Genomic DNA, 16,942 nt, shown 5'->3' on the forward strand with positions numbered 1-16,942 from the left:
GGCTGGAGAGGTGAGCTGTCGATGGCGGGACGTCCTGAGAGCCCACTCGATCCCAGCACCGGGCCGGTGGCGCGGTTCGCGGCCGAGTTGGGCAAACTCCGGGCCGAAGCCGGAAGCCCGACCTACCGGGTCATGGCGCAGCGCGCGGGTCAGGGGGTAAGCACTCTCTCGCAGGCTGCTGGTGGTGAGCGGCTGCCGGCCCTGCCCGTCGTGCTGACCTACGTGAGGGCGTGCGGCGGTGATCCGGAGGAGTGGGAGGAGCGTTGGCGGCAGGCGGCCGCCGAAGTAGCGGCGGAGGCCCGCGCCGAGGATGAGGACGCCGAGCCTCCGTACCGGGGTCTGGCCCGGTACGAGCCGGGCGACGCCGATCTGTTCTTCGGCCGTGACGAGCTCACCGACCGCCTGGTCGAACTGACCCGTGTCCGCCGGTTCCCCGCCGTGTTCGGTGCCTCGGGCAGCGGCAGGTCCTCCCTACTGCGCGCTGGCCTCAGAAGCGAATTCCAAACTGTTCGAGTAGCCGACAGGCGGCAGTTCCCGTGTCGCCAGGCCCCCGGCCGCATGGCCGGGGCCGGGGGCCTGGTTCAGCTGGCCCGGTAGCGGGAGGCGAGAGCGGGGCTCTGTCCACCGAACGCGGCGAGGTCGGCCTGGAAGACGGCGTCGAGCAGGCCGGCGTCCTCGACGCCGGGGGCGCAGACGACCTCGCCGAGTTCGAGGCCGCGCAGGCCGGCGGTGACGACGTCCTCGGCGCTCATGCGGGGTACGACGCTCATGTCGAGGCCCTGGCGCGTGTGGAACTCGGTGGCGACCACGCCCGGGCACAGCACCTGGACCTGGACGCCGGTGTCCTCCAGCTCGGCGCTGAGAGTCTGCGACATGGCGACGAGGTGGGCCAGGCTGCCGGCGTAAACGGCGCGGCGGGGCATCACGGACCTGTCGGCGGGAGCGCTGAAGGCGATCATCCCGGCCACGTTGATGATCTTCCCTTCGCCGCGTTCCTGCATGCCGGCGACGGCGGCGCGGGTGAGCATGGTCGGTGCGACGACCTTGACGTGGACGAGTTCGCGGGCCTTGTCTGCGGGCAGCTGGGCCAGCGGCATGTAGTGGGCGACTCCGGCGTTGTTGACGAGCATGGTCAGCGGCTCGGTGGCGCAGATGTCGGCGACGGTGTCGACGCCGATGTCGGTGGACAGGTCCGCGGCCACGGTGCGGACGGTGACCTCGGGGTGGGCGGTGGCGAACTCCTCCAGGCGGTCCTTGCTGCGGCCGACGATGATCAGGTCGTAGCCGTCGGCGGCGAGGCGTTCGGCGAAGGCCTTGCCGATGCCGGAGGTGGCGCCGGTGACGAGGGCGAGCTTGCTCATGGGAGTGTTTCCTTTCAGAGGGTGGCCGAAGCGGCCGGGGTGGGGTCCTGGCGGAGCCAGGCGTGTTCGGCGCGGTAGTGCTCAGCGACGGCCTCGGTCCGGTCGTGGCCGAGGTGGTGGTCGCCGACGGTGTAGCCCTTGCGGTTCAGGTACCAGGCCAGGAACCGGTAGGAGGGCCTGTAGCGGGCCAGCTCCTCCGGGTCGACGGTGAGCCGGGCGCCCGGCAGAACGGGGACGAGGGTGTCCTTCTCGTAGATCGAGGTGGTCCGGGCGACGCGCCAGTGGCCGTCGGTGCCGCGCTGGGCTCGGTACTGCGAGCGGCAGGCGGAGGCCAGATCCGCCTCCGTGCCGTGGACGTCGATGCGCCACTCGATGATCAGCGGCAGTTCGGCCAGTGCACGGTCGCCTTCGATGCGGACGGCGGGTGTACCGAGCCGGTGCACGGCGTAGCCGCCGCGCCCGGCCACAGCGCGGGTCTGGCGGGCGAACTCGGCTCCGCTGCCGGTGAACCAGCTCATCTGGACCATGGAGTCGTCGGCGAAGCAGGCCGCCATCCCGGTGTACCGGCCGCGGTCCCGGCTCTGGCGTTCGCGCAGCACCAGCTGCGTCACGCCGTCGGCCGACATCGGGGCCCTCCTTGTGCGGAGTGAAGGCGGTCGTGGTTCAGGCACTCAGGCGGTGCACGAGCTGAGTGAGCCCGTGTGCGCCGGCCAGGCCGCGCTCGGTGACCGGGGTGTAGTCGATTCCGGCCTGGCGCATGGCCTGGTCGAACAGCTGCATGTCGAGGGCTTCGACGGCGGAGAGGTGGTCGACGTTGTCGGGCCGCACCATGGTGTTCAGCAGGGACAGGGCCGCGCTGGCGGCGCTGCCCAGCTTCAGGATCTCCACCAGCCGGGCGGGGTCCAGCTCCAGCCGGGTGGCCAGTTCGACGATCTCGGCGATCGCCGCCTGGTTCAACATCAGCAGCGCGTTGTTGAACAGCTTTGCCGTCTGACCCGCTCCGGCGCCACCGAGGTGCACCACATGGCGGGAGAACGAGCGGAACACCGGCGTGCAGCGTTCGGCCGCGGACTGCGGACCGCCGACCATCACGGTCAGCCGGCGCTCCTGCGCGGCCGGGCAGGCCGGTGCCATGGTTGACCACGATGGCGCCGGGACGAAGGTCTTCGAGTAGCTGATCGGCAAGCCGCAGGACGTCGTCGTCGGTGCCCACGCACAAGCAGACGATGTCGCAGGCGGCGGCCGGCTCACTGAGCGTGTCGTGCCGCTGGTGGGGGACCTCGGCGAGGCCGTCCAGGGAGGTGGGGCGCCGGGCCCAGGCGTGCAGGGGGAAGCCGGCTTCGGAGATCACGGTGGCCATGGGCAGGCCTTGGTCACCCAGCCCGATGAACCCTACGACGGGTCGTTCAGGGAATCGTGCTCGTGTCATGCCTCCACGGTCGGCGAGGACCGTGCGACCAGCCAGTAGACCGGTTTTCCTGGGAACGGCAGTACCAGGCTGGTCATCGACGCATTTGCCACAATCGACGGTATGGCGACCACAGAACTCGGCGCGGCCCTGCGCCACTGGCGCGATCATGTCCCGCCCCAGGCCGTCGGCCTGCCCGGCGGGGGGCGCCGGCGTGCCGCCGGGCTGCGCCGCGAGGAACTGTCCCAGCTGGCCGGCATCTCCGCCGACTACATCATCCGGCTGGAACAGGGACGCGCCACCAGCCCCTCACCCCAGATCGTGGAAGCCCTGGCCCGCGCCCTGCGGCTCACCCAGGACGAACGCGCCCACCTGTTCCGCCTGGCCGGCCTCGCGCCGCCCGGGCCCGGCATGGTCCCGCGGCACATCACCCCTGGCGTCCACCGCATGCTGGACCGCCTGACCGGCACACCCGTCGCCGTCTTCGACGCCGCCTGGAACCAACTGCTCGCCAACCCCCTCTACACGGCTCTCATGGGCGAATGGCAGGGCGACGACCTCAACAGCGTCTGGCGCAACTTCCTCAACCCCGACAGCCGCGTGCGCCAGACGCCCGAATCCAGGGGCGCCCTGCAGGCCTCCCTCGTCGCCGACCTGCGCCGCACCACCGCCCGTTACCCCGACGACGGAAACCTCAAGGCCCTCATCGCCGAACTGCGCCGTCGCAGCGCCCACTTCGAGACGCTGTGGGAGTCGGGCGCGGTCGGCGAGCACCAGGCCGCCCGCAAGACCGTCGACCACCCCGTTGTCGGCGCGCTGACCCTGGACTGCGACATCCTCAGCGTCACCGGCAGCGACCTGCGGATCATGGTCTACTCCGCCCAGCCCGGCACCGAGGACGCCGACCGGCTGGCGCTCCTGAACGTCATCGGGACGCAGTCGCTCGTCGGGTAAGAAGCGATTTACGAACCGAGGGATACGGCTGCTGCTCGAACTTCCAGGCGGCCCTGGTGTCCCACGGTGGCGTGCTTGCTCCGTCCGCGTCCGGTTCCGGCATGTCGTGCGATTGCCTCGCACACTGGCTCGGGAATGCCGCCGGCCAGCCGGACCGGAGCCGCCGCTACGGCTCCGACCTCACCGACGCGGAGTGGGCGATCGTGCGGCCACTGCTGCCCGTCCCGGCCTGGCTGAACGGACAAGGGGGCCGCCCGGAGGGCTGTTGCCACCGCCAGCTGATCGATGCGGTGCGCTATCTGGTCGCCGAGGGTGTGCGCTGGGCCAGCCTGCCCGCCGACCTCCCCAGGTGGCGGGCCGTGTACCGGTTCCTCCGCCGCTGGCGCGACAACGACTTCATCAAGGAGCTCTACGGCCGGCTGCGCACAATGCTGCGCGCCCTGGCCGGGAAGAAGCAGGCGCCCACCGCCGCGATCATCGATTCGCAGTCGGTGAAGGCCGCCGCCACCGTCGGCGCGGTGACCCGCGGCTATGACGCCGGGACGCTGGAGGGTCTCCTCCGGGCCGGCGCAGGGGTCGTCGTCGGCGAAGTCGCCCGGGGTGGGAAAGCCAACGAGGTGATGGTGGGTGTGTGTTCATGACGCTGGTCCTCGGCTCGTGGTGGTCTCGGGGGCGCGGGAGGGAGCACCGCCGCCGGGGATCGCCGCGAGCAGTTCGCGGGTGTAGGCGTGGCGGGGGCGCGTGAACAGTTCCTCCGGCGGCCCTGTCTCGACGATCCGGCCGGCCCGCATGACGGCGACCTGGTGTGCGATCTGGCGTACGACGGCCAGGTCGTGGGAGATGAACAGGTAGGCCACCCCTGTGTCGGCCTGCAACTCGACCAGCAAGTCCAGTACCTGTGCCTGCACGGACACGTCGAGGGCGGAGACCGGCTCGTCGCAGACCACCAGGTCGGGGGAGAGAGCGAGGGCGCGGGCGATCGCCACGCGCTGCCGCTGTCCGCCGGACAGCTCCGCCGGCCGGCGCTCCAGTGCGGCGGAGGGAAGCGCCACCCGGTCGAGCAGTTCGCGGGCGCGGGCGAGCCGGGAGGCGCGGTCGCCGACGCCGAAGGCGCGCAGCGGCTCGGTGATCACCTCGGCTATGGAGAAGCGGGGGTCGAGGGAGGCGTAGGGGTTCTGGTAGACCAGTTGGGCGCGGCGGCGCAGTTGCCGGGCCTGGGCGCCGCGCGCGGCGGTGACGTCGGTGCCGTCGAAGAGGATCTGTCCGGCGATCGCGTCGGCGAGCCGGAGCACCAGGCGGGCGGTGGTGGACTTGCCCGAGCCCGACTCGCCGACCAGGGCGAGGGTCCGGCCCCGGTGGAGGGTGAAGCTGACGTCGTCGACGGCGCGCAGGGTGCGGGGCCCGTCTCCGGCGTGGGGCAGTCTGAACTCCTTGACCAGGTGGCGTGCCTCGACCAGAGGTGCCGCGTCCGCCTTGGGGAGGGAGACCGGGGTGCGGGGCCGGGCGGTCGCAAGGCTCGGGGCACTGGCCAGCAGGCGCCGGGTGTAGTCGTCCTGGGGGTCGGCGAGGACGTCACGGGTGGGACCTGCCTCGACCACCTTGCCTCGCGACATCACGACCAGCCGCTGGGCCCGGTCGGCGGCGACCCCGAGATCGTGGGTGACGAGCAGGACGGCGGTGCCCGACTCCGCGGTGAGGCGCTGGAGATGGTCGAGGATGACCCGCTGCACGGTGACATCGAGGGCGCTGGTGGGCTCGTCGGCGATGATCAGCTCGGGCCGTGCGGCGATGGCGATTGCGATCAGTGCCCGTTGCCGCATGCCGCCGGACAGTTCGTGCGGGTACTGCCGGGCCCGGACGGCGGCGCCGGGCAGTCCGGCCCGGTCCAGGACGGCGACCGCCTCTGCGGGGGCCGAGCGACGGGTCGCGAGACCGTGGATGCGCAGCACCTCGGCGACCTGGTCGCCGATGCGCTTGACCGGGTTGAGGGAGACGGTCGGATCCTGGGGGACCAGTCCGATGCGTCTCCCGCGTACGGTGCGCAGTTCCGCCTCCGACAAGGTGGCCAGGTCGTGCCGGCCGAAGCGGACGGTGCCCGCTTCGATGCTGCCGTTCGCCGGCAGGAGCCGGGTGATGGCGTGCGCGGTCGTGCTCTTGCCGGAGCCGGACTCGCCGACCACCGCCGTCACCTGTCCCGGCCACACGTCGAGGTCCACGCCCCGGACGGCCTCGACCGTGCCGCCCCGGGTGCGGTACGACACCGACAGGCCGCGTATCTGGAGCAGGGGTGTGCTCACGTTCTCACCGTTCTCACGTTCGTCAGTCATCGCTGCCGGGACCATTCGCCGTCCAAGGCCCGGGCGATGCGGTTGGCGGCCAGCACGGTCGCGGCGATCGCCAGCCCCGGCAGTGCGGTCAGCCACCAGGCGTTGGCGAGGTAGTTGCGACCGTCGGAGATCAACGTCCCCCACTCCGGGGCCGGCGGCGGCGCCCCGTAGCCGAGAAAGCTCAGCGCCGACACGGCCAGGATGGAGGAGCCGAAGTCGAGGGTGGCCAGCACGATCACCGGGCCCGCCGCATTGGGCAGCACATGCCGGCCCAGCACCGAGTACCAGCGCGCTCCGCTCGCTCGCGACGCCTCCACGAACGTCGCCTGCCGCACTCGCAGCACCTCCGCGCGCGCCACCCGCGCGAACGCGGCCACACTGGCGATGCCGACCGCGACCGCCACCTTCACCGTGCCGTAGCCCAGCGCGGTGACCAGGGCCAGGGACATGAACAGCGCGGGGATGGACAGCAGCACGTCGACGAAGCGCATCAGGACGTCGTCCACCCAGCGGCCCACGAACCCGGCGACCAGTCCCAGCAGGCCGCCGACCACGAAGGCCACCAGCACGGCGATCAGCGTGGCCTTCAGCGACAGTTGGGCGCCGTGGACGACCCGCGAGAACACATCGCGGCCCAACTCGTCGGTGCCGAACCAGTGACGGTCGCTCGGGCCGCGGAAGTTCTGCGACGGCACGCCCTTCAGCGGATCCTGCGAGGTGAACAGGCCGGGCCGGAACGAGGCCAGCACCACCAGCACGAGGACGACGACCGACATCACCAGTCCCGGGCGGAGAAGCAGGAACCGCAGCAGTCGCCGTACCTCCACGCGGCGCCCGGAATCAGGATCGGTCCCCGCCTCGACCGGGCGGGCTGGTCCCGGTGCCGCCTCGGCCGGGTCGTCGATGTCGGGCACAAGGCTCTGGCTCATGCGAAGGCTGCCTTCCTGTCCGAGGCCACCACGATCCGCGGGTCGAGGAGCGGATAGACCAGGTCGATGACCAGGTTTGTCGTCACGAAGATCAGCGCCCCGAACACCACCACCCCCTGGACCAGTGGGATGTCCTGGGCCGTGACCGCCGCCGCGGTGACGCGGCCGAGGCCGTCGCGGGAGAACACCGTCTCGACCACGACGGAACCGGCGATCAGCTGCCCCACCAGGAGGCCGACGACTGTCAGCGCCGGCAGGGACGCGTTGCGCAGCGCGTGCCGCAGATGGACCCGCCACCGGCCGGCGCCCTTGGCCCGCGCGGTCTCCACATACGCCTGGTCCAGCGCGGTGAGCAGGCTCTTGGCGAGCACCTGCGCGATCTGCGCGCCGGTCGGCACCGCCAGAGTCAGCGCCGGCAGTACCAGCCCCTTGACTCCGCCGTTGCCGAACGCGGGGAACCACTGCAACCGGAAGGAGAACGTCTCGACGAGCAGCAACCCCACCCAGAACGTCGGGACGGACACCCCAAGCGGCGGCAGTGACAGCAGCAGCTGACGCAGGCCGCGTACAGAGGTGTAGGTGGCCAGCACCGCCAGACCGCCACCGAGGACAACCGCGAGCAGCAGTGCCGCGCCGGTCAGCTGCAGTGTCTGCGGCAGCGCGTCGGCCAGCGTCGAGGTGACCGGGCGGCCGGTGGACACCGAGTCGCCGAAGTCCCCGCGCACCGACCGCCCCAGGTACTCGGCGTACTGCACCGGCACCGGCTTGTCGAAGCCGTACTCGTGCCGCAGGGCGACGATCTGCTTCGGATCGACCTGGCCCGAGTCCATCCCGGCACCGGCCATCGCCGTGACCGGGTCGCCCGGCAGATAGTCCAGCACCAGGAACGAGACCGTGTACGCCGCCCACAGCACCCCGACCGCCTGCGCGAGCCGTTTGATCACATAGCGGCGCACGCGTCAGCCCTTCCAGGTGTCGTGCAGCTGGAGCCGGCTGGAGGCGTCGAAGTCCAGGTCGTGCGCCTTCTTCGACACCCCCAGCTGGGTCTCGAGCTCCACCACCGGCACGTAGTAGGCGTTCTGCACGAGCGACCGCTGTGCCTGGCCGACCAGTTGGCGGCGCTTCGCCGCATCGACGGTCGCGGCCTGTTCGGACAGCGCCGTGTCGAGGGAACTCGCAGGGAGGTGGTAGAAGTTGGCCAGCCTGGTGGAGAAGGAGCTGCGCAGGATGTCCGGGTCGGCCCGGGTCACGTTTCCCCACACCGCGTCGAAGTCACCGGACTGGAGCGTCGGGGCGAACTGGGTGACCTGGAGCTGCTTGAGGACCACGTCGACACCGACGGCCTTGAGCTGCTGCTGGATCAACTCCAACGCGGGCTGGTTGGTGGCCGCGTTGGGGAACCACTTGACGGTCAGGCTCAGCTTCTTGCCGCCCTTGGCGCGGATTCCGTCGCTTCCGGTCTTCCAGCCTGCCCCGTCCAGCAGCGACTTGGCCTTGGCTGCGTCGGACGTCAGGTCCGGGGCGAGGCTGGTGTAGTCGGGCGTGGTGTGGGCGAGGACGCTGGTCGCCGGCTGGGTGCCGGTCGGGAACACGGTGTCGGCGATCTGCCGCCGGTCGATGGCGTAGAGGATCGCCCGGCGCACGTGCGCGTCCTTCAGGGCCGGCCGTGAGTTGTTGAGGCCGAGACCGAATACGACGCCGGGGTTGGCCCGTCTCTGAAGGGTGACCCGGCCGCCCCTGAGCGCCGCCTCGTTGGCCTTGCCGACGCTGCTGATCGCGTCCACCTGGCCGGACTGGAGACTGCCCGCCCGTACACCCGCCTCCGGGACGACCTTGAACACCAGCTGGTCCAGGTACGCCTCGCCCTTCTTGCTCCACCGCGAGGAACCCCACACGTATCCCGTGCGCCTGACGAGGGTGATCGACTGGTTCTGCACGTATTGCTTCAACACGAAGGGCCCGGATCCGATCACCCCGTCGCTGCACTTCTGCTGCGGGGTCTTCTTCACGCTCGCCGACGACTCGATCGCCAGCGAGTGAGTCGAAGTGGCTTGGAGAAACTGGGCGTTGGGCTGTTTGAAAGTGACCTTGACGGTGAGCGGGTCGACGACCGTGGTGCTCTTGACGCCGCTCAGATAGCCCTCGGCGAGCGTCCCCAGGGCGCCGAGCTTCGGCACCGCGTCGAAGTTGTCCTTGACCACCCGAGCGGTCAGCTTCGACCCGTCGCTGAAGGTGACACCCGGGCGCAGATGGAAGGTGAACGTCGTGGTGTCGGAGCTGACGTCCCAGCTCTTCGCCAGCCACGGCACGATCTTGCCGGTTCCGGGGTCCTGGTCCGTGAGGGAGTCCACGATCTGACGCAGCGAATAGATGGTCTCGTTGCTGGCGACCTGCTGCGGGTCCACGCAGCCGGCGTCCGAGCCCACCGCGAAGGTCAGGGTGCCGCCGGACGTGGGCTGCCCGGTGCCGCTGCCTGCGTCGCCGCCGCCCGATCCGCAGGCGGTCAGCAGGACACTGGTGGTCACAAGGGCGGTCAGTGCCGCCCACCGGGAGGTTCTGACATGGGGAAGTGCGGTCACGGAGGGTTTCTCCTACTCGTGTCACCAGGCGCGGGTGTGGTACGGGGCCCGGCCGTACGTGGGCGTGCGGCGCCGGCCGACGCGATGCCGACGCCGGGGGAGCGCTGTGCAGACGGGGATCAGGGGAAAGCGAGGTTCAGGCGCAGACGGATGCGGCCGGGACCGGTGCCGGACTGCGACCAGCGCCGGGAGGGCCCGTCAGACCTGACAGAGACAGCTGGTCGAGCGCTTGAGGTCGATGTGGCGCCGACGCGAGAACCGGGAGAACACGGTGGCGCCGGCGAAGCGGGCGCTGAGGTCACCACCGTGCCGCATGCCGGTCCTCCACATTCCGGGCCCCGGCCACGGGGCCACGCGCTTGCGGGATCGTCGATGATCCCGCCGGGCTTTCACCTGGAGCACCCCACACCGCGTGGGAGGGTTGCCGGTCAGCGAGCCAGGGCTTGACGCTGACACTCAATGCCACTGTTGATCGTACGGAGAGATCTTTCCGTTGGTCAACGGCCGGGGGACGGCTCAGGAGCCGCCGCGCTCGCGGGGGATCTTCTGGCCGGCCTCGATGGCCACCGGCAGCCGGTTCTCGGCCGGGGGCAGCGGGCAGGTGGCCAGGTCCGTGTAGGCGCACGGCAGGTTCGCGGCCCGGTTGAAGTCCAGGAGGACCGTGCCGTCGGCGGCGGGCGGCTCCAGGGTGAGGGCCCGGTTGGCGGCGTAGGTGGTGACCCCGGAGGTCGCGTCGGTGAACAGCACCATCAGTCGGCCCGCGCCATGGCCGGGGAACGCCGTCAGCGACAGCCGGCGCCCCTGCAGTTCGAACTCGACTCTGCCCGGAGCCTCGTACACGTGCTCCAGGCCCTCGACCGCGGCGCCCACGGTGGTCGGTCGTGGCATGTCGAAGGGGATGTAGCGTCCCGTCACGGCCCAGCGCGGGTCGGGGGCGTAGGCGGGAGTTCCGGTGAAGGCCGTGCGCAGCGGCGCGCCCGGGTGCCGGGGGCGCACGATGTCGTGGCCGCCGCGCCTGGCGACCTCGATGACGGCGTCTTTCCAGACGGCGTCGACGCCGCCGCGTTCGGGAAGGACGCCGAAGCGGTGTTCACCGTGCACCGGCGTTCCGTCGACGAGCAGTTCCTCGCCGTCATCGAGGTCTACGACGATCCCGGCGGCGCCGGTGCGCCATGCACCGGGTGCGTCCGGGAAGCGCTGGGGCCGGTCGTCGAGCCAGTGCAGGCCGGTGATCGCCAGGAACCCGTGCGGGGCGGAGAGCCGGGCCTCCTGGGCGCGGTGCCACTCCAGCCAGTTCTCGGCGAAGGTGTGGAAGTCGGTCGTGGTGGCCTCGGTGGTCATGGGATCTCCCTCGTCAGGGGGGACAGGGGCAGCAGGTCGGGCCGTAGGTTCAACCGGCGTGCTCAGCGGGCCAGTTCGCCGAGGAGCCGCCAGGTGCGTCGGCGGTCGGCTTCTCCCGCGATCTCGGTGCTTGAGAAGACGACTTCGGTGGCGCCGGCGTCGCGGTAACGGCGTACCTCGGCCTCGACGGACTTCTCGTCGCCGATCACGGCCAGGTCGGCGGCCCGCCGGCCGCCGGAGAGTTCGATGACTCGGGCGTAGGACGGGATCTGTTCGTAGAACGCGAGGCTTTCGGTGGCCTTGGCCCGCACCGCGTCCACGTCGTGGGTGACCACGCCGGGCACCAAGGCCACGATCCTGGGCGCGGGACGGCCGGCGGCCTCGGCCGCGGCGGTCAGGGCGGGCACGATGTGTTCCGCCAGGGCGCGCGGTCCCGCCAGGTAGGGCAGGATCCCGTCGGCCAGCTCGCCGCTGACCCGCAGCGCCTGCGGGCCCATCGCGGCGACCAGCAGGGGGACACCGCTTTCGGCGCCCGGTACCCGGGCCGGGACCGGGGTGGTCGCGGTGAGGAGTTCACCGTGGAAGTCGGCTGTGCCGGTCTCGGTCAACTTCCGTAGTGCGGTGAGGAATTCACTCAGCCGGGCGATGGGGCGTTCGAAGGGCAGGCCGAAGCCGGTCTCGGTCAGCAGCTTCGTGCCCAGGGCCAGGCCGAGGTGGTAGCGGCCATGGGTCGCGGCCTGGGCGGTCTGGGCCTGGCTGGAGACCAGCAGCGGGTGGCGGCCGAAGACGGGGATCGCGGAGGTGCCGACCTGCAGTCCGGGCACTTCCCGCCCGACGATCGCCGCGAGCTGGGGTGAGTCCGCGCCGAAGGTCTGCCCGAACCAGGCCGACGTGATACCGAACCCCGCGGCCTCCTGGGCCAGCTGAACGGTGGCGTCGACCTGGTTCGGCGCGTCGGACGCGTTGAGCGCTACTCCAACAGTCATGTCAGTCAGAACGGGCGCCGGACGCATGCGCATTCCGGTCCCTGTGTGACAGCTTCTTGTCAGTCATGTGTCCTCAGTCCCTTTGTCCTCGGACGTCAATGGAAGGGCCGTCCCGGTGCTCAGCTCGCCTGCTGCCGGTCCCGCGCGGACCGGTGCGTGAGAGGTTCGCGCAGGCCGAGGTTCTCGCGCAGGGTGGCGCCGGTGTACTCGGTGCGGTAGATCCCGCGTTCCTGCAGTTCCGGGACGAGCCGGTCGACGATGTCGTCGAGGCCGTCGGGGATGAGGTACGGCGTGACGTTGAACCCGTCGATCGCGCCGTGCCGCACGAAGTGGGCGAACTTGTCGGCCAGGCCGGACGGAGTGCCGACGTGCCCGCGCTGCGGGCCGAGCGCGATGACGGTCTCGCGCAGCGACCAGCCGTGCGCCTCCGCCTTGACCCGCCATTCGGCCACGACCGCGCGCGGGTCGGCGTTGCGCCGGGCGCCGAAGGAGCCGTCGTTCTCGGTGACCACCGGATCCTCCTTCGGCAGGGGCCCGTCGGCGTCGCGGTCGGACAGGTCGATGCCCCACAGCAGCCCGGCGATCCCCAGCGCCGTTGCCGGCGTCACCTGTTGGAGCCGGATCCAGCGCTTCTTCTCCTGGGCCTCCTCCTCGGTGGCGCCGATGATGATCTCGGTGCCGGGCAGGATCCGCAGGTCGTCGTCGGGTCGGCCGACGGCGCGCAGCCGGGTTCGGATGTCCTCGGCGAAGGCCAGCGCGTCGTCGAAGTCGTTGCCGTGCGCGGAGAAGATCACGTCGGCGTTGCGGGCCGCGAAGTCGCGTCCCTCGCCGGAGTCACCGGCCTGGAAGATCACGGGATGCCCCTGGGCGCTGCGCGGCAGGGTCGGGGCCAGGTCGACGTCGAACTGCGGTCCGCGGTGGCGTACGCGATGTACGGCACCGGGCACGGACCACTCCCGTGCACCCGAGGAGTCGGCGATCGCACCGTCCTCCCAGCCGTCCCAGAGCGCGCGGGCCACGGTGAGGAACTCCTCGGCGCGCCGGTAGCGGTCGGCGTGGTCGAGGTAGCCGCCGCGGCGGAAGTTCGCGCCGGTCCAGGCGTTGTCCGTGGTCACCACGTTCCATCCGGCGCGGCCTTCGGAGAGCAGGTCGAGGCCGGAGAGACGGCGGGCGAGGTCGGCGGGCTCGTTGAACGTGGAGTTGGAGGTGGAGACCAGGCCGATGTGGCGGGTGACCGCGGCCAGTGCCGCGAGCTGGGTGATCGCGTCCGGCCGCCCGGCCACGTCCAGATCGTGGATCCTGCCGTCGACCTCGCGCAGCCGCAGCCCCTCGCCGAGGAAGAACGCGTCGAACAGGCCCCGTTCGGCGGTCTGGGCGATCCGGCGGAAAGAGGCCGGGTCGATCTGGGAGCCACTGTCGGGGGCTGACCAGATGGTCCAGTGGTTGACGCCCTGGAAGAACACCCCCAAGTGCAGCTGGGCGTGCGGCCGGGGGACGTCGAGGGGATCGGTGCGGGTCATCGGACGTCCTCCTGGGCGGCCACGGCAGCGGCGGCGAAGCGATTGGCGGGGCGCTCCAGACCGAGGGTCGAGCGCAGAGACGTACCGGGCAGCGGGCGGGCGACGAGGCGCCGCTCGGACAGGGCAGGCAGCACGAGACGGGAGAGGACGGGCAGGTCCTCGTCCAGCACCAGCGGATGCAGCCGTACGCCGTCGACGTGACGGCTCAACTCTGCGAGGACGAACACCAGTTGATCGGCGGAACCGATGTGCCGAAGCCTTCCCCGGTCCCTCCACGGCGCGTGCCGCTCCAGGTCGGCGACGCGCTCGGAGGCCGTGACCTGTGGGGTGTCCAGTGCCACCTCGACCTCGGCGAAGACACGGGGCGCATCGGCGCCGGCAGCGGCCGTGCCGACCGACGCGAGGTCGCGTCCCTCGACGAGAGCGACGTCGAGCTGTGCGGCGGGAACCCGGTCCGGCCGGCCCAGGACGACAAGCTGCCCTTGCGGCGGGCGCGGCACGATCGCCGGGCCCTTGACGGCATACGTCTCGCCCGTGAAGTCGATGTAGTGCAGCCGCTCGCGGTCGAGGTAGCGGCTCGTGGCCACGGACCGGATGACCGCATCGTCCTCCCACGAGTCCCACAGGGCGCGGGCCACCTCCACGCCGTCCTGGGACTCCCGGACCCGCGCGCCGGCGTCGGCGATCAGCGGCCGTCCCCAGGCCCGGGCCGCCTCAGGATGCTCCTCCTCCGCCACCACCCATCCGGCGCGCCCCGCGGAGATGTGGTCCAGGGACGCCAACTGGCTGGAGACATGGAAGGGTTCGGCATACGTGACCGGGACGACGGGCGCGATCCCGATGGTGCTCGTGGACGCCGCGATGAAAGCCGCCCGCTCCACCGCACCCATACGGCCCACCGGATCCGGTGAGGCGCCGGGTGGCAGCACTCCGTCATCAAGGGTGACCAGGGTGAACCCGGCGTTCTCGGCGACGGCGGCGACCTGGGCCACACGGCGCGGGGTGAGCAGCTGATCGGGGGAGTGGGCGGCGCGGCGCCAGGCCGCGGGGTGGGCACCGTCGCCGTCGATCTCCAGGGCGAGGCGCAGGGCGGGGCCGGTCAATGGGGTTCCTTCCGGGAACACGACGACTCGCGGCCACAGGGCCACGACGAGACCGCCGGCGGGACGGGCCGGCGGGGGTCAGACGCCTACGGAAGGACAGACGGCGGAGGAGGTACGGCAGTAGTCGACATGCCGCCGGGTGATGAGCCGCGCACCGGTGCACGCACCGCGCGGCGCCGCGCCCAGTACGTGCATCAAAGCCTCCACCGGTCAGGAACTTTGCCGTTCAACGTACGTCGCCCGCCCCTGTGGGTGTCAAGGCCGAGCACGGCGGAGGGGCACCTCGTCCGCTGGGACGCATGGTGGACGCATGTTTCCCGTTGTGCTTTGATCCGGGCCATGGAGACCACTGGCGGGGCACACACGGTGCTGCTCGACCCGTTCTGGGTGAGCCGCCGCGCCGACCAGTTCGACCAGGTCTGTCGCTGATCACCGTTCGACGGCTCGCCATCTCGTACTTCTCTCTCTGCCTGCAGCCTTCTCCCGTCCTCGACCAGCCGCTCTCCGGGCGTAGCTGTGAGACGCCCGCATCAGCCCTGCCGTGAAGGAAACCTCCATGGCCCGGTCCACAGCCCTGCCTGTCATCGACTTCTCCCACCTCCACGCCCCGGGCGCGGGCAGTGACGCCTTCCACGTCGAACTCCGCTCCGCCGCCCCCGGAATGGGCTTCGTCCATGTCACCGAGCCGTGACCCTGCCGCTGTCGCTGCTGTCGCTGCTGTCGCTGCTGTCGCTGCTGCGCCGGGCCGCCACGCCGTCCCGTCCGCCGGCATCCGCGACGGCGAAGCACGCCGGCGTGGTCCCCCGCCCCAAGGAGACGACCTGACCACCCGCGGCGCGGGCGCCGCACTCGTCGGCTCCCTCACCCCACCGCAACCCAAGGAGTACCCGTGAGTTCGACCAGAACCCGGCCCGCCCTCGTCGTCCTCGGCGCGGCGACCCTGTTGACCGCCTCCGTCGCCGTTCCGCAAGCCTCGGCGGCCGGCCGCACGTCCACGGCTCTCGCCTGGTACGACGCGACAGCCGAAACCATCGCGACGGCCGGAGCCCCCACCCAGATCACCAACAGCCGTACCTGGGCCATCAGTTGGCTCGCAGCCGCCCGGGCGACCCGGAGCGTGCCCGCCGGTGTCGACCGCGGTGCGTATCAGGAGGCGGCGCTTGCCGGGGCCGTACACCGCGCGCTGGTGACGTCGGCCCCGAGCCGGAAGGAGCAGCTAGACGCGACGTTCAAGGAGACCCTCGACGCGATTCCCGACGGCCCGGCCGAAGAGCGGGGCGTCACGGAGGGAGAGCGACAGGCGGACATCGTCCTCGCGTCGAGGCAGGGCGACGGACTCGACCCCGCCTCGGTCAACGCGCCCTATCCGGTGAAGACCGCGGCGCCGGGCGTGTGGCAGCCGACGCCACCCGACTATGCGCCGGCGGCCCAGTACGGCAACCGTCTCGCCAAGCCGTTCCAGCTCAGGACGCAGAGCCAGTTCCGGCTCGGTCCGCCGCCCGCCCTGGACTCGCGGCGCTATGCCGTCGACCTCGCGGAGGTGCGGGCGTACGGCGCCGTCGACAGTACGGTGCGCAGTGCTCACCAGACCGAGACCGCCACCTTCTGGCTCGGCTCCTCCCTCACTCTCTACACCGAGCCGCTGCGCGTGGCGCTCTCCCGCACGGACCAGGGGATCGCCGGGCAGGCCCGGCTGGTCGCGCTGTTCCACGTGGCACTGGTGGACACGCAGATCGCCACCTCCGACAGCAAGTACGCCTACGAACGCTGGCGTCCGGTCACCGCGATCCGCACCGGCAGCCTCGATCCCGACCCGGACTGGATGCCGCTGCACAACACGCCGGCGCACCCGGACTACCCGAGCGGCCACAACACCTACGCGGGCGCCGCGCAGACCGTGCTGTCGGCGCTTGTAGGTCCGCGTACCGCTCCGTTCGCACTGACCAGTCCCACGGCGCCGGGCGTGACCCGGACCTACACCACGTGGAAGCAGCTCTCGGACGAAAACGTCGACGCCCGGGTCTTCTCCGGTATCCACACCCGGTCGGCCGACGAGGCGGGGATCACCCTCGGCACGAACGTGGCACGGTACGTCCTGCAGAACACGGGACGCCTCCTCGCTCCGCGCTGACTCTCCGCGCAGTCACCGCCGGCGCGGCGGCGACGCTCACTCGAACGCCGCCGCCGCGTCACGCAGAGTTTGGGCCGCGGCCGCCGGGGAGTCCGGTCCCGGGGCGACCGGGCGGTAGGCGACCGAGCGAAGGGTGCCGGCGTGGCGGAAGACGCCATGCCGCTCGCACGGCGGCCAGGACACGGCGAGCTGCGGGGCGATCAGGCCCGACCCCGTGGGCGTGCCCGCACGTTCGTTGCTGCCGGAAGGTGACGTGAGCGCGTCCCGAAGAGGCGGAGACGTTCTCCGTGTCCGCAATGCAAG

Annotated in this window: 18 protein-coding genes, 1 pseudogene and 1 riboswitch; of the genes and pseudogenes, 6 read left to right on the forward strand and 13 right to left on the reverse strand. The window is 71.3% G+C overall.

Translation table 11 applies throughout. The features are described from left to right. Window positions 1-66 precede the first annotated feature (66 nt). Window positions 67-597: a helix-turn-helix domain-containing protein gene (locus ACFQ9Z_RS16125; RefSeq protein WP_383017005.1), complete on the forward strand. Its 531-nt coding sequence runs from the start codon at window positions 67-69 to the stop codon at window positions 595-597. Here the strand turns inward: ACFQ9Z_RS16125 and ACFQ9Z_RS16130 are convergent. From ACFQ9Z_RS16130 to ACFQ9Z_RS16145, 4 genes and pseudogenes are all read right to left on the reverse strand, one after another. Then, complete coding sequence (locus ACFQ9Z_RS16130) at window positions 582-1,361, reverse strand: SDR family NAD(P)-dependent oxidoreductase (RefSeq protein ID WP_383017008.1); 780 nt, start codon at window positions 1,359-1,361, stop codon at window positions 582-584. The genes ACFQ9Z_RS16125 and ACFQ9Z_RS16130 overlap by 16 nt on opposite strands. Window positions 1,362-1,375: 14 nt before the next feature. Then, a complete protein-coding gene (locus ACFQ9Z_RS16135) occupies window positions 1,376-1,987 on the reverse strand; it encodes a nuclear transport factor 2 family protein (protein ID WP_383017011.1) in 612 nt (203 codons plus the stop codon). Window positions 1,988-2,024: 37 nt separating this feature from the next. Continuing rightward, window positions 2,025-2,495 carry an NAD-binding protein gene (locus ACFQ9Z_RS16140; RefSeq protein ID WP_383017015.1) on the reverse strand — a complete coding sequence of 157 codons (471 nt, stop codon included), beginning with the start codon at window positions 2,493-2,495 and terminating at the stop codon, window positions 2,025-2,027. Window positions 2,496-2,538: 43 nt separating this feature from the next. Further along, window positions 2,539-2,940, reverse strand: a pseudogene (locus ACFQ9Z_RS16145) (NAD(P)-binding domain-containing protein); the annotation flags it as partial. On the opposite strand from ACFQ9Z_RS16145, the gene ACFQ9Z_RS16150 reads away from it, so the two are divergent. Both ACFQ9Z_RS16150 and ACFQ9Z_RS16155 read left to right on the forward strand, forming a co-directional pair. Then, complete coding sequence (locus ACFQ9Z_RS16150; RefSeq protein ID WP_383017018.1) at window positions 2,893-3,723, forward strand: helix-turn-helix transcriptional regulator; 831 nt, start codon at window positions 2,893-2,895, stop codon at window positions 3,721-3,723. The pseudogene ACFQ9Z_RS16145 and the gene ACFQ9Z_RS16150 overlap by 48 nt on opposite strands. 71 nt (window positions 3,724-3,794) lie before the next feature. Next, window positions 3,795-4,364, forward strand: a complete 570-nt coding sequence (locus ACFQ9Z_RS16155) for a transposase (protein WP_383017021.1) — start codon at window positions 3,795-3,797, stop codon at window positions 4,362-4,364. Here ACFQ9Z_RS16155 and ACFQ9Z_RS16160 read toward each other — a convergent pair. From ACFQ9Z_RS16160 to ACFQ9Z_RS16200, 9 genes are all read right to left on the reverse strand, one after another. Next, complete coding sequence (locus tag ACFQ9Z_RS16160) at window positions 4,359-6,050, reverse strand: dipeptide ABC transporter ATP-binding protein (protein ID WP_383017024.1); 1,692 nt, start codon at window positions 6,048-6,050, stop codon at window positions 4,359-4,361. The genes ACFQ9Z_RS16155 and ACFQ9Z_RS16160 overlap by 6 nt on opposite strands. Next, window positions 6,047-6,979 carry an ABC transporter permease gene (locus tag ACFQ9Z_RS16165; protein ID WP_383017027.1) on the reverse strand — a complete coding sequence of 311 codons (933 nt, stop codon included), beginning with the start codon at window positions 6,977-6,979 and terminating at the stop codon, window positions 6,047-6,049. Before ACFQ9Z_RS16165 ends, ACFQ9Z_RS16160 begins: the two co-directional genes overlap by 4 nt. After that, the gene (locus tag ACFQ9Z_RS16170; RefSeq protein WP_383017030.1) at window positions 6,976-7,935 is read right to left on the reverse strand and encodes an ABC transporter permease; all 960 of its coding nucleotides are present in this window, start codon (window positions 7,933-7,935) and stop codon (window positions 6,976-6,978) included. The genes ACFQ9Z_RS16165 and ACFQ9Z_RS16170 overlap by 4 nt, the downstream gene beginning before the upstream one ends. 3 nt (window positions 7,936-7,938) lie before the next feature. Then, window positions 7,939-9,558: an ABC transporter substrate-binding protein gene (locus tag ACFQ9Z_RS16175; protein WP_383017033.1), complete on the reverse strand. Its 1,620-nt coding sequence runs from the start codon at window positions 9,556-9,558 to the stop codon at window positions 7,939-7,941. 198 nt (window positions 9,559-9,756) lie between these two features. Then, window positions 9,757-9,888 (reverse strand): putative leader peptide, encoded by a 132-nt coding sequence (locus ACFQ9Z_RS16180; RefSeq protein WP_383017036.1) that lies wholly within the window; start codon window positions 9,886-9,888, stop codon window positions 9,757-9,759. A 19-nt stretch (window positions 9,889-9,907) separates the two neighbouring features. Continuing rightward, window positions 9,908-10,022, reverse strand: a riboswitch (SAM riboswitch). Between the two features lie 52 nt (window positions 10,023-10,074). Then, window positions 10,075-10,899: a DUF1684 domain-containing protein gene (locus ACFQ9Z_RS16185; protein ID WP_383017039.1), complete on the reverse strand. Its 825-nt coding sequence runs from the start codon at window positions 10,897-10,899 to the stop codon at window positions 10,075-10,077. A 62-nt stretch (window positions 10,900-10,961) separates the two neighbouring features. Continuing rightward, window positions 10,962-11,885: an LLM class F420-dependent oxidoreductase gene (locus ACFQ9Z_RS16190; protein ID WP_383017041.1), complete on the reverse strand. Its 924-nt coding sequence runs from the start codon at window positions 11,883-11,885 to the stop codon at window positions 10,962-10,964. Window positions 11,886-12,004: 119 nt separating this feature from the next. After that, the gene (locus tag ACFQ9Z_RS16195) at window positions 12,005-13,405 is read right to left on the reverse strand and encodes an NtaA/DmoA family FMN-dependent monooxygenase (RefSeq protein WP_383017044.1); all 1,401 of its coding nucleotides are present in this window, start codon (window positions 13,403-13,405) and stop codon (window positions 12,005-12,007) included. Continuing rightward, the gene (locus ACFQ9Z_RS16200) at window positions 13,402-14,508 is read right to left on the reverse strand and encodes an LLM class flavin-dependent oxidoreductase (protein ID WP_383017046.1); all 1,107 of its coding nucleotides are present in this window, start codon (window positions 14,506-14,508) and stop codon (window positions 13,402-13,404) included. Before ACFQ9Z_RS16200 ends, ACFQ9Z_RS16195 begins: the two co-directional genes overlap by 4 nt. Window positions 14,509-15,064: 556 nt before the next feature. Between ACFQ9Z_RS16200 and ACFQ9Z_RS16205 the strand changes: the two genes are divergently transcribed. The 3 genes from ACFQ9Z_RS16205 to ACFQ9Z_RS16215 all read left to right on the forward strand — a co-directional run bounded on the left by ACFQ9Z_RS16205 (window position 15,065) and on the right by ACFQ9Z_RS16215 (window position 16,639). Further along, window positions 15,065-15,199, forward strand: a complete 135-nt coding sequence (locus ACFQ9Z_RS16205) for a hypothetical protein (RefSeq protein WP_383017049.1) — start codon at window positions 15,065-15,067, stop codon at window positions 15,197-15,199. Continuing rightward, the gene (locus tag ACFQ9Z_RS16210; RefSeq protein ID WP_383017053.1) at window positions 15,196-15,333 is read left to right on the forward strand and encodes a hypothetical protein; all 138 of its coding nucleotides are present in this window, start codon (window positions 15,196-15,198) and stop codon (window positions 15,331-15,333) included. The genes ACFQ9Z_RS16205 and ACFQ9Z_RS16210 overlap by 4 nt, the downstream gene beginning before the upstream one ends. A gap of 64 nt (window positions 15,334-15,397) precedes the next feature. Further along, on the forward strand, window positions 15,398-16,639 hold the full coding sequence (locus ACFQ9Z_RS16215) for a vanadium-dependent haloperoxidase (RefSeq protein WP_383017056.1): 1,242 nt from the start codon (window positions 15,398-15,400) through the stop codon (window positions 16,637-16,639). The last annotated feature ends 303 nt before the right edge of the window (window positions 16,640-16,942 follow it).

This window comes from Streptomyces sp. NPDC056580 (assembly GCF_042793175.1).
Lineage (GTDB): Bacteria > Actinomycetota > Actinomycetes > Streptomycetales > Streptomycetaceae > Streptomyces.